Source organism: Tahibacter harae (genome assembly GCF_024437735.1).
Classification (GTDB): Bacteria; Pseudomonadota; Gammaproteobacteria; order Xanthomonadales; family Rhodanobacteraceae; genus Tahibacter; species Tahibacter harae.
This window is the reverse complement of record NZ_JANFQO010000010.1, coordinates 1-12,916: the sequence shown is the minus strand read 5'-3', so window position 1 is coordinate 12,916 and position 12,916 is coordinate 1. Positions and strand designations below refer to the sequence as shown.

The window sequence follows — 12,916 nt, the reverse complement described above, 5'->3', positions numbered from 1 at the left end:
ACGGCCCATGAAGAAAGCGCTCGTTCTGCTGGGCATAGTCGCCCTGGTTGTACTGGCCAGTCTCATGACCCGGTTGGGGCGGCGCGATGCTGTCGGCGTGCAGGTGCAGGAACTTGCGCTGCATTCGATCCGCTCGTCGATCCTGGCCTCGGGCAAGATCACCTATGACGAGCGGGTCAGCCTGACCTCCGAAATCGTCGGCATGGTGCGCACCGTCCATGCCACCGAAGGCGGCCGCGTGACCAAGGGCCAGCTGGTGATGGAGCTGCGCGACGAGGAATACGCCGCGGCAGTGGAACAGAGCCTGGCCCTGGTGCGCCAGCGCGAATCCGATATCGAGCGCGCCAAGTTCAACGTGCAGAACGCACAGCGCGAATGGGAGCGCAGCAAGCGCCTGATCGAGGCCAAGCTGGTCGCCAAGGATGCCTACGAGAAAAGCGAGCTGGCCCGCAACCTGGCCCAGGTCGAGCTGCGTGCGGCGAACGCGGCGCTGCTGCAGGCGCGCGCCCAGTACGCCCAGGTCGAGCGCCAGCTCGGCAAGACGCGGATCTATTCGCCGATCGACGGCGTGGTCACCTCGGTGGACCTGCGCGTCGGCGAGACGGCGATCCCCAGCGCCGGCGGCATCCCGGGTTCCACCCTCATGGTGATCTCCAACCCGGACAGCATCTACACCGAGGTCAACGTCGACGAAGCCGACATCGGCAACGTCAAGGTCGGCGACGAGGCTGAAGTCGTCGCCGTCGCCTACCGCAACAGCCCGATCAAAGGCCAGATCGAATCCATGGCCACCTCGGCCAAGGTGGCGGAAGGCCGCCAGGGTCTGAGCTTCGCGGTGAAGATCCGCCTGGACCGCAGCAATACCACGGTCGACCTCAAGCCCGGCATGTCTTGCCGCGCGGAAATCTTCACCCGCAGCAAGAGCGAGGTGCTGGCCGCGCCTATCCAGGCCGTGCTGGTCGAGTCCGACAGCAAGAGCAACAAGTCCAGCCATCACGTCTTCGTCAACCGCGGCGGCGTCGCGACCAAGGTCGCGGTCGAGACCGGCATTTCCGACGACAACTATTACGAGATCACCAAGGGCGCCAGCGCCGGCGAGCAGATCATCACCGGCCCGGACAAGGTGCTGCAGAGCCTGCGCCAGGGCGATCCGGTCAAGGCCATCGCGCCGGAGCGTCCGGCCGCGCCCGCGGCAGCGCCGGTTTCCGGATGAATCCCGAGCGTCATGCCGCCGTGCCGGACGCGCCCGCGCCGGACACACCCCGGGGCGCCGACAGGCCGCCGCAGGCGGGCCGCAAGGACGTCATCGTGCTGGACCGGGTCGTCAAGCGCTTCGTCATGGGCGGCGAGGAATTGCGCGCGCTCGATGCGGTGGATCTGCGCATACGCCAGAACGAATACGTCGCGGTGACCGGCGCCTCGGGCTCCGGCAAGTCGACCATGATGAACATTCTGGGCTGCCTGGACCGGCCCTGCGACGGCCGCTACCTGCTCAACGGCGCCGACGTGACCGGCCTCAACCAGAACGAGCTGGCCGAGATCCGCAATCGCGAGATCGGCTTCATCTTCCAGAGCTTCAACCTGATCCCGCGCATCAGTTCGCTGGGCAACGTGATGCAGCCGCTGCTCTACCGCGGCGTGGTGCATGCCGAGCGCAAGCGCCTGGCCACCCAGGCACTGGAGCGCGTAGGCCTGGGCGCCCGCCTGCAGCACATGCCCAACCAGCTGTCCGGCGGCCAGCGCCAGCGCGTCGCGATCGCGCGCGCGCTGGTCACCACGCCGTCGATCCTGCTTGCCGACGAACCCACCGGCAATCTGGATTCGTCCACCGCCGACCAGATCATGCAGCTGTTCGACGAGCTGCACAAAGCCGGCCAGACCATCATCGTGGTCACCCACGAGCCGGACATCGCCGCCCACTGCCACCGCGTCATCCAGCTCAAGGATGGCCGGATCGTGCAGGACTACCAGAACGCCCATTGAGCATGTTCATCCTCGTCGAAAGCATCCGCGCCGCGCTGAACTCGATCAATGCACATCGTTTCCGCGCGTTCCTGACCAGCCTGGGCATCATCGTCGGCGTCGCGTCCATCATTGCGCTGGTCTGCGTGATCCAGGGGCTCAGCGGCAGCGTCACGCGGCTGTTCCAGGGCCTGGGCACGAACAACCTCGCCATCACCTCGTTCACCTCGAACGAAAAGCAGCTCAGCGGCCAGTTCGCGCGCCTGAATCCGGAAGACCTGAATCTGATCCGGGAAAAGGTCGGCGGCATCTCGGCGATCACGCCGGTACTGATCTCGGTGGCGAACGCAAGCTCGATGTCGGCGCTGAGCTATTCGTCGAAGAAGGGCTACAGCCGCGTGCTGGGCACCACCTACACCTACCAGAAGCTGTCGCAGATGGTGCCGGTACACGGGCGCTTCCTGACCGACAGCGACAACCGCACCCGCCGCCGCGTCGCCGTGGTCGGCGAGGAAGTGCGCCAGAAGATGGGCATGCCGGCCAACCCGGTCGGCGAATACATCGAGATCAACGGCGAGTGGGTGAAGATCGTCGGCCTGATGGAGCCCAAGGGCGACGCCTTCGGCGTGAGCCAGGACGACTACGTCCTGCTGCCTTACGACACCATGCAGAGCCTGATCGGCAACCAGAACCAGTCCGATATCCAGATCCTGCTCACGGTGGAGGACCTGACCGCCGCCGGTGAGATACGCCAGAGAATCACCCGGCTGCTGCGCGCCTCGCACAAGCTGGAAGACAACCAGGAAGACGATTTCAAGATCCAGAGCCCGGAGCAGCTGCTGTCCAGCTTCTCGGATTTCATCAACGCCATCACCTATTTCACGATCGGCATGGTCAGCATTTCGCTGCTGGTCGGCGGCATCGGCATCATGAACATCATGCTGGTCTCGGTGAACGAGCGCACGCGCGAAATCGGCATCTGCAAGGCCATCGGCGCCAAGCGCCACCACATCCTGCTGCAATTCCTGCTGGAAGCCCTGATCCTGTGCCTGCTTGGCGGACTCATCGGCATCCTGCTCGGCTACGGCATAGGCACGGCCGCAGCCCATGCGATGAACTTCCCGCTCAGCGGCGTGCCGGCCTGGGCTATCGGCCTGGCCTTCGGATTCGTCAGCGTCGTCGGCGTGGTGTTCGGCATGCTGCCGGCGGCAAAGGCGGCCAACCTCGATCCTATCGTCGCGCTGCGCTACGAGTGATCCGGCGCCCGGGCGGCGCGGTCCCGTGCGGCCTGTGCGCAGGCAGCTGCGTGTTGCCACCGGCGTGTAGGCGAGTGTTGACCTTGTCGTGGCATCATCGGGCAAGGTCGTGCTGCAGGCCTGGAAATCGCCTGTACAGGTTGCGGAATGTTGGCATTCGCTGCATGTTGCGCAGGTAGCGCGTGCGGCCTTTTTTCAGGCGCCTGGCTGGCACGATCACGCCGGTCGCCGCCTGTTCCGGCAGGTGGCTGGCGGTGGGACTGACCATGGGCAATCGGGGGCGCGGGTTGGCGGACTTGGCAGGAACAGGGGAACGGCGCGAGCGGCGCCGGAGTCGGCGCTGTCGCGGCGCGCGGCGCGCCATGGCGGGTGCAGGCCGCGGCGTGAATGCGTGCGGTCGTGTGCCCAATGCCTACGAATGTCCGGTCTGCGATGGCGGTCCGGCGGGGCAGCCGGCCTGCAGTCGGCCGAACCGTATCGCCGTGTCCGCAGCGATGCCCTGCGTCGCGGCGCGGCGCGCGATCTCATCGTAAAACAGGCTCATCCGGGGCGCGGGCATGGACATCAGGCAGGGCGACATCGCGATCATCGGCATGGCGGGACGCTTCCCCGGCGCCCGTTCCACGCAGGAGTTCTGGCACAACCTGCTGGCCGGCCGCTGCAGCATCAGCTTTTTCAGCGCGGACGAACTGCGCGCCGAAGGCGTCAGCGAAGAGCTGCTGCGCGATCCCAACTACGTGCCCGCCGCGCCGGTGCTGGCCGACTACGACTGCTTCGACACCGTGTTCTTCGGCATCCAGGCCAAGGATGCGGAAATCATGGACCCGCAGCACCGCCTGCTGCTCGAAGCCGCCTGGAGCGCGCTGGAAGACGCCGGCTACGCGCCGGATGCCTGCGAGGCCAAGGTCGGCGTGTTCGCCGGCAGCGGCGGCGTGGTCTCCAGCCACCTGGTCTCGCGCTCTGCCGACTTCGACGACGTCATCGGCAAGACCGGCGGCAGCTGGCACCTGGGCAACGACAAGGATTTCGCGCCGACCCGCGTCTCCTACAAGCTCAACCTGCGCGGTCCCAGCGTCGCCGTGCAGACGGCCTGTTCCACCGCCCTCGTCGCCGTACACCTGGCCTGCCAGAGCCTGCACCGCGGCGAATGCGGCATGGCGCTGGCGGGTGCGGTCAGCGTGCGCATTCCGCACCGGGTCGGCTATCTGTACGAAAGCGGCAACATCTATTCCTCCGACGGCCACGTGCGCGCATTCGATGCCCAGGCCAACGGCGTCGTGTTCGGCAGCGGCGTGGGCTTCGTGCTGCTCAAGCCTCTGGCCGACGCGCTGGCGGATGCGGACGCGATCTACGCCGTCATCAAGGGCTCCGCCATCAACAACGATGGCAGCAACAAGATGAGCTTCATGGCCACGCGCGTCGAGGGCCAGATCGACTGCATGCGCAGCGCCTTCGCTGCGGCCGGCGTGTCGCCGGCCAGCCTGGGCTATATCGAATCCCACGGCACCGGCACCGCCATGGGCGATCCGATCGAGGTGCTGGCCCTGTCGCGCGTGTTCCGCGAGCACGATCCGCAGCAGGGCAGCTGCGCGCTGGGCTCGCTCAAGAACAACATCGGCCATCTCGACATCGCCGCCGGCATCGCCAGCCTGATAAAGGCCACGCTGACCCTGCACCACGCGACCATAGCGCCGTGCATCAACTTCAGCAGCCCGAACCCCAAGATCGACTTTTCTACCAGTCCGTTTTTCATCAACACGGCGCCGCTGGACTGGCAGCGCGGCACGCAGCCGCGCCGCGCCGCGGTCAACTGCCTGGGCATAGGCGGCACCAACGCCTTCCTGATCCTGGAAGAAGCGCCGCCGCGGCCGGCCGCGCCGGCGGCGGCACAGCCCTGGCATCTGCTGCTGCTCAGCGCGCGCAGCGAGGGCGCGTTGTGGCGCAAGGTCAGCCAGCTCGCCGAATGGAGCGCGGCGACGCCGGATCCGAACCTGGCCGACCTGGCCTTCACGCTCGCCCGCGGGCGCAGCCGCTTTGCCCTGCGCATTGCGCTGGTCGTGCGCGATGCGCAGGACCTGCGCGCCAAGCTCGCGCGGCTGCTGGAGAAACGCCGCGCGGACGACTGCTTCGTCGCCGCCGAAGCACGCCGGGGCAGCGATGCCAGCGTCGGCTTGCGCGAATTCCTCGATTATCTGCTGCAGCAGCTGGCGCGCACGCCGCCGTTGGCCGAGGCCGACTACAAGCAGAAGCTGGTCGCGCTGGCCGACCTGTTCTGCCGCGGCCTGGAACTGCCGCTGGCGGAACTCTCCGCGGCCTGGAACGGCCGCCGCATCCGCCTGCCAACCTATCCGTTTGAGCGGCGCCGCTTCCCGCTGCAGGTCGCGCCGGCAAAAGCCGCCGTCCCGGTCCTTGCTCCGGTGCCGCCGCCGGGCGCCGCCGTGCTGCATCCGTTGCTGCAGGAAAACCTGTCCGATATCGCCGGGCTGGTGTTCGGCAGCCGCTTCCACGGCGATGAATTCTTCCTGCGCGACCACGTCGTCGGCCGGCAGCGCATCCTGCCCGGTGTCGCCTACCTGGAAATGGTCCGTGCCGCGGCGCAGCGGGTACTGCGCCTGCGCGCCGGCGACGGCCGCGGGCTGGCCTTGCGGCGCGTGGTCTGGTCGCGGCCGCTCGCGGTCGGTTCCGAAGCAACGGCCGTGCGCCTGGCCCTGTTCCCGGAAGACGAAACAGAACTCAGCTTCGAGGTTGCCGGCGGCGACGGCGATGACACCGACGGCATCCTGCACTGCGAGGGGCGCGTGCTCGCGCTCGATGTGGCGGCCGTTGCCGATATCGACCTGGCCCGACAGCGTGCGCAGTGCGGGCAGGCGGTCTTTTCCGCCGCCGATTGCTACGCGCGTTTCCGCCAGCTCGGCTTCGCCTACGGCGCGGCCTTCAGCGGCCTGGAGCAGGTCTGGCTCGGCGCCCACTGCGCGATCGCCCGCATAGGCATCCCTGCGGCTGTCGCCGCGGACAAGGATGCATTTGTCCTGCATCCCAGCCTGATGGACGCCGCCCTGCAGGCCGGCATGCTGTGGTCGGTCAGCCAGCCCGGCGCCGTGGCCGACCGGCCGCCGTTGCCGTTCGCGGTGGAAACAGTCGACATCCTGCAGCCGTGCCCGGCGCAGGCCTGGGCTTGCGTGCATGTGCGCCGCCGCAGCCCCGTGCTGCAAGTGCTGGACGTGGACATCTGCGACGACTCAGGACGTGTCTGTGTGCGCTTCGGCGGATTCACGGCGCGGGTGTTGGCGGAATCGCCGCATATGGACAATGCGGCGGAACGCGCCTTGTCCATATCTTCTCCTGCTGTGGATGAAGTCGAGATAGTTCTCCAGCAGCCGCAGTGGGCGGCCGCCGCTGCCGCGCCGCTGGATCAGGCCGCTGGCCGCCGGCAGGTGCTGCTGGTCGGTGCGACAGCGGTGCAGGCGGCCGCGGTATCGGCCGCACTGGGCGATGTGGACTGCGCCGCCGTGGCGACGGAAGGCGGCGCGGCGCAGGCGTTCGGAGACGTGGCGCTGGCCGTGTTCGCGGCGGCGCAGGCGGCGGTGCGCGAGCGCGTGCCGCTGCGGCTGCAGGTGGTGCTGTCGGGTGCAGCGGCGCCCGCGCTGGGCGTGGCGGGCTTGCTGCGCACGGTGCAGGAAGAACACGCACAGGTGCGCGGTCAGGTGATCGAAGTGGCGTCGCTGGAACCGGCCGAGGTGGCCGCGGCGCTGCAGGATGCGGCGGCGCATTACGCGGTGGAGTTGCGCTGGGCGGACGGTGCCGTGCAGCAGCGTGTCCTGCGCGATCTGCCGACTACCCCGGCTCTGCCGGCGGCAACGCCGTGGAAAACCGGCGGTGTGTATCTGATTACCGGCGGTGCCGGTGGCCTGGGCCGCTTGCTCGCGCAGGAAATCGCGCAGCAGGCCGAAGGCGTGACCCTGGTGCTGGCCGGCCGCTCGATGCTGGATGCGGCGGCACAGGCGGCGTTGAGCGCGGCGATTCCCGCGGCGACGGTGCGCTACCACGCGGTCGATGTCGGCGATGCGGCGGCCGTGCAGGCACTGGTGACCGCGGTGATCGCCGAACACGGTGCGCTGCACGGCGTGATCCACGCGGCCGGTGTGGTCAAGGACAGCTTCGTGCTGAAGAAGACCGCGGCGGAATGGCAGCAGGTATTGCGGCCCAAGGTCGCCGGTGTCGAGGCGCTGGATGCGGCGACGGCCCCGGTCGACCTGGATCTGTTCGTGGTGTTCTCGTCGCTGTCGGCGCTGGGCAATGCGGGCCAGGCCGACTACGCCGCGGCCAATGGTTACCTGGACGGCTTCGCGCAGCAGCGCCAGCAGCGCGTGGCGCGCGGCGAACGGTGGGGCCGTACGGTGTCGGTGAACTGGCCGTACTGGGCCGACGGCGGCATGCGCATCGATGCGGCGACGCAGGTCCTGCTGAAAGAACGCCACGGTTCGCTGAGTCTTTCTACAGCCCAGGGCTGGGTCGCGCTGTACCAGGCGCTGGCCAGCGGTGCCGCGCAGGTGCTGGTGCGCGCGGCGGTAAAGGGCTGGCGGGATGGTGCCTTCCGTGGCGCGGCGACGGAGGGTTCCGCCGGCAAACGCGCAATGCCGGCGGGCGCCGAGGCGCCGGACCAGGCACGCCCCGCAGTAGCCGCCGCTGCGGCAATCGCCGCAACAGCTGCCGCAACCAGCGCCGCAGCGGCGCCGGATGCGGCACCCGCCGCCGTGGTCGCGGACTGGCTGCTGGGCCGCCTGTTCGACGAAGTGGCAGCCTTGCTGCGTGTTTCGCGCGGCGATCTCGATGCCGATGCGGAGCTGAGCGAATACGGCTTCGATTCGATCAGCCTGACCGCACTGACCAACCGCCTCAACGGCGAGTTCGGCCTGAGCCTGATGCCGACGGTGTTCTTTGAATACCCGAGCCTGCGCAGTCTGGCCCAGCATCTGGCCCGGATCGACGGCGGGCGCTGGGCGCAGCGCTGGGTCGCGCCGCCGGAGCAGGTCGCCGCGCCGGCTGAGCACGATGCCTCGGCCGCGGTGCAGGCTGCCGATGCAGCGAATGCGAGCACTGCCGCCGATGAACCGCTTTCGGTTTTTTCAACGGCGGCGCTGTCCGACAGACCGCGCCGCCGCAGCCGCTGGCCGTTGAGCGCGGCGGCACCGGCCGCCGCCGCGCCTCACGCTGCCGAGCACGAAGGCATCGCGATTGTCGGGATGAGCGGCCGCTTCCCGCAGGCGGACGATCTGGCGGCGTTCTGGCAGAACCTGATTTCCGGTCGCGACAGCATCGAAGAAATTCCGTCCTCGCGCTGGGACTGGCAGGCGATCTACGGCGACGCACAGGCACAAGCCAACCGCAGCCAGTCCAAGTGGGGCGGTTTCATCGCCGGCGTGGACGAATTCGACCCGCTGTTCTTCGGCATCTCGCCGCGCGAGGCGATGCTGATGGACCCGCACCAGCGTCTGCTGCTGCAGCATGCCTGGGCCGCGATCGAAGACGCCGGGCACGCGCCGGGCAGCCTGTCGGGCACGGCGACCGGTGTGTTCATAGGCACCGCGAGCAGCGGCTACGGCGAGCTGATCGCGCAGTCCGAACTCATGATCGAAGGCTATTCGTCCACGGGGGCCGTGCCTTCGGTAGGGCCGAACCGCATCAGCTATTTCCTCAATCTGCACGGCCCCAGCGAACCGATAGAGACGGCGTGTTCATCCGCGCTGGTCGCCGTGCATCGCGCCGTGCAGGCGATCCGCGCCGGGCAGTGCGAACAAGCCCTGGTCGGCGGTGTGCAGCTGTTGCTGACACCCACGCTGCATATCAGCTTCAGCAAGGCCGGCATGCTGAGCGAGGACGGCCGCTGCAAGACCTTCTCGGCGCAGGCCAACGGTTATGTGCGCGGCGAAGGCGTGGGCGTGCTGCTGCTCAAGCGGCTGAGTGCGGCGCAGGCTAATGGCGACCGCATCTACGCGGTGATCCGCGGCAGCGCGGAAAACCATGGCGGCCGCGCCAATTCGCTGACGGCGCCCAATCCGCGCGCGCAGGCGGATTTGCTGCGCCAGGCCTACCGCGACGCGGGCATCGACGTACGCACGGTGGGCTATATCGAAGCCCACGGCACGGGCACGCCGCTGGGCGATCCCATCGAGATCAACGCGCTCAAGAGCGCGTTTGCCTCGCTGTACCTGGACAGCGGCAGCGCTGACGTTACCGCGGCGCACTGCGCGCTGGGTTCGGTCAAGACGAATATCGGCCACCTGGAACTGGCGGCCGGCGCGGCCGGCCTGATCAAGGTGCTGCTGCAGTTGCAGCACGGCCAGCTGGCGCCGAGCCTGCATTGTGCCGAGATAAATCCGTACATCGAACTGGACGGCACGCCGTTCCGGCTGGTGCGCGAGGCACAGCCCTGGCCGGTGCTGCACGATGCCCGGGGCCAGGCGCTGCCGCGGCGCGCCGGCGTCAGCTCGTTCGGCTTCGGCGGGGTGAACGCGCATGTGGTGCTGGAGGAATACCGCGATACCCGTGCGGCCGCGGCAGGCGGCGTGACGCTGTTGGTGCTGTCGGCGCGCACGCCGGAGCGGCTGCAAGCCCAGGCGCAGCAGCTGCTGCGCGAGCTGCGTTCGGGCCGCCACGACGACGCGGCCCTGGCGGATATCGCCTACACCTTGCAGGTGGGGCGCGATGCGATGGAAGAACGCCTGGGGCTGATCGCGACCAGCCTGTCGGAAGCGATCGGCCAGCTGTCGGCCTGGTGCGACCACGGCGAAGCGGCCGGCGTGCACCACGGCCAGGTCAAGCGCAACAAGGACGTGCTCGGCGTTCTGGACGAGGACATGGACGGCACCGTGGCCGCCTGGGCGGCCAAGGGCAAGTTCGGCAAGGTGCTGGAGCTGTGGGTGAAAGGCCTGCCGGTGCGCTGGAGCGGATTGCCGGGCCTGGCCCGGGGACGCCGCATCAGCCTGCCGACGTATGCGTTCGCGGCGGAGCGGCATTGGGTCGCGGTGCGCGGCGAGCAGGCGCTCGGTGCGCGCAGTCCGCTGGCGCTGCCGGTGCGGGCGGCCGATACGCCGGAGCTGCTGACGGACGAGGATCTGTGGGACGACGCCGTTCCCGATGCGGCACCGTCCGCGGTAGCGACGGCGCTGTTCCAGGAGCACTGGGAAGCCGAAGCGGCGGTTGCACCGCTGACCCCGCGGCCGGTGGGCACGCTGGTGTGCGTGCTGGCGCAGCCGGCGTCGATCGCGGCGGTCGAGGCGGCCGTGCGGGCGGTATCGCCGCAGACGCGGGTGGTCGGTGTGGTGGTGCCGCCGGTCATGGGGGCAGCCAGCCACGATGCGGCCGAGGCGCGGTGGTTCACCTGCGAGCCGGTTGCCGTCGACACGGCTGCGCTGCGCACGCAGCTGGCGGCGCTGCAGGCCGAGGGCGTGCGCATTGACGCCCTGTGGTACCTCGGCGCGCTGGACGGGGGTCTGCCGGGAACGGGCGAGATCGCCGCGGTGCTGCAGACCCTCGCGGCTTCGGGCGTGACCGGCGCGCGCCTCGTGCTCGCCGCGCCGTACGCCGATGAGGACACCCGCTGCCTGACCGATGCGTGGGTGGGGTTTGCACGGTCGCTGCCGCGCGTGCAGCCGGATACGGCCGTGGCAGTGATCGCCGCGCGCGACACATCCACCGCGGTGGACTGGCCGCGCTGGATCGCGCGGCTGTGGTCGGCGACGCAATCGGTGCGGCTGGAGAGCGAGCGTCACGAAGGCGGCGTGCGCCAGGTGGCGCGGGTGCGCGCGTGGACGCCGGCGGCAGGGCGTTCGCCGCTGCGCCGCCAGGGCGTCTACCTGATTACGGGCGGTGCCGGCGGGCTGGGTCTGCATCTGGCGCGGTATCTGGCGACGCAGTACGCCGCCGAACTGATTCTGGTGGGGCGTTCGCCCGAGGACGCGAGCCGCGCGGCCGCGCTGCGCGCGTTGGAAGCGGCCGGCGCCACGGCCGTGCGCTACGTGGCGCTGGACATCAGCGACGCGGCCGCGGTGCGCGCGCTGATCGGCGCGCTGCCGTCGTTGAACGGCGTGTTCCACGCGGCGGGCCTGGGTGCCGGTGCGCCGCTGCCGCAGGCGACGGCGGCGGGGTTTGCGCAGGTGCTGAAGCCGAAGCTGGCCGGCACGCGGGCGCTGCAGGCGGCGCTGGCGGGAAGGGCGGTGGATTTTGTCTGCTATTTCTCGTCGTCCTCGGCGGTGCTGGGGGATTTCGGGTCCTGCGACTATGCGATCGGCAACCGCTACCAGTCGGCGTATGCGAGCTGGCGCAACGGGCAGGACGGCGTGCGGCAGGTGGCGGTGCAATGGCCGCTGTGGGCCGAGGGGGGCATGGGACTGGAGGAAGCCGCAGCCACACAGCTGTACCTGGCGACGAGCGGGCAGCAGGTGCTGGAGACGGCGGTCGGCCTGGGCGTGCTGGAGCAGGTGCTGGCCAGCGACGCGGCGCAGTGTCTGGTGTTGCGCGGCGAGGCGGCGCGGCTGCGGCGGCTGGCCGGCGTGGCGGCGGGTGCGGTGCGGCGGGCGGAGTTGCGCGGTCTGAGCCTGGAGCAGTGCGTGCTGTGGGATGTGACGGCGCAGGCGAGCGAGATCGTGCACGTGCCGCGGGCGCAGCTGGATGCGCAGGAGAACCTGGCCGGGTTCGGGTTTGATTCGATCACGCTGGCCAGTTATGCGAGTGCGCTGAGCCGCTACTACGGGCTGACGATCACGCCGTCGCTGTTTTTCAGCCATGCGACGTTGGGCAAGCTGGCGGCGCATCTGGCGGCCACGCAGAGCGCGGCCTTGCAGGCGTTCTATGGCGAGGACCGCGACGAGGCTGCGCCGGTCAGTGCGCCGCGTCGCCGGCGGCGTGCGGCGACCGCGGCGGCGACGGCGGTCGCGACCGGTGCTGCCGAACCGATCGCGCTGATCGGCCTGAGCGGGCGTTTCCCGGGTGCGCGGGATGTGGCGGAATTTTGGCAGGTGCTGGCAGATGGCCGCGATGTGGTGACGCCGATGCCGGCGGCGCGTTATGCGTGGTCGGGGGCCTCGCGCGACGGCGAAGGGTGTTGGCTGGGTGTGCTGCCGGGTGTGGCGGAGTTCGATCCGCTGTTCTTCGAGATCTCGCCGCGGGAAGCGGAGCTGATGGATCCGCGGCAGCGGCTGTTGCTGCAGGAAGCGTGGCGGGCGCTGGAGGATGCGGGTTACGGCGCGGAGGCGCTGGCGCGGCAGCGCATCGGCATGTACGTGGGCGTGGAGCAGGGCGACTACCAGGAGCTGGTGGGCGGCGAAGGGGCGGTGACGAGCAACCACGACGGCATCCTGGCGGCGCGGTTGAGCTATGCGCTGAACCTGAGCGGTCCGACCATGGCGATCAACACGGCGTGTTCGTCGGGTCTGGTGGCGCTGCACCAGGCCTGTCAGGCGCTGCGTACGGGCGAGTGCGAGACGGCGATTGCGGCGGGTGTGAATCTGCTGCTGCGGCCGCAGTCGTACTGGACGATGAGCCAGGCGGGGATGCTGTCGCCGAACGGACGCTGTCAGGCGTTCGACCGCAAGGCGGACGGCATGGTGCCGGGCGAGGCGGTGGTGGCGGTGGTGGTGAAGCGGCTGTCGCAGGCGCAGGCGGAAGGCGATGCGATCCATGCGGTGATTCGCGGCAGC

General features: G+C 69.4%; 5 protein-coding genes. 4 read left to right on the top strand and 1 reads right to left on the bottom strand.

The genetic code is table 11. The features are described 5' to 3' along the window. The first annotated feature begins 7 nt into the window (after positions 1-7). The 3 genes from NM961_RS12065 to NM961_RS12055 are packed head-to-tail and all read left to right on the top strand — an operon-like array spanning position 8 to position 3,218. Positions 8-1,213: an efflux RND transporter periplasmic adaptor subunit gene (locus NM961_RS12065; RefSeq protein ID WP_255914635.1), complete on the top strand. Its 1,206-nt coding sequence runs from the start codon at positions 8-10 to the stop codon at positions 1,211-1,213. After that, positions 1,210-1,983, top strand: a complete 774-nt coding sequence (locus NM961_RS12060; protein WP_255914634.1) for an ABC transporter ATP-binding protein — start codon at positions 1,210-1,212, stop codon at positions 1,981-1,983. Before NM961_RS12065 ends, NM961_RS12060 begins: the two co-directional genes overlap by 4 nt. A gap of 2 nt (positions 1,984-1,985) precedes the next feature. Further along, positions 1,986-3,218 (top strand): ABC transporter permease, encoded by a 1,233-nt coding sequence (locus NM961_RS12055; RefSeq protein ID WP_255914786.1) that lies wholly within the window; start codon positions 1,986-1,988, stop codon positions 3,216-3,218. A gap of 94 nt (positions 3,219-3,312) precedes the next feature. Here the strand turns inward: NM961_RS12055 and NM961_RS12050 are convergent, their stop codons facing one another. Then, a complete protein-coding gene (locus NM961_RS12050) occupies positions 3,313-3,486 on the bottom strand; it encodes a hypothetical protein (RefSeq protein WP_255914632.1) in 174 nt (57 codons plus the stop codon). 289 nt (positions 3,487-3,775) lie between these two features. Between NM961_RS12050 and NM961_RS12045 the strand changes: the two genes are divergently transcribed. Further along, the coding region (locus tag NM961_RS12045; RefSeq protein WP_255914630.1) for an SDR family NAD(P)-dependent oxidoreductase at positions 3,776-12,916 on the top strand (9,141 nt) is incomplete at its 3' end.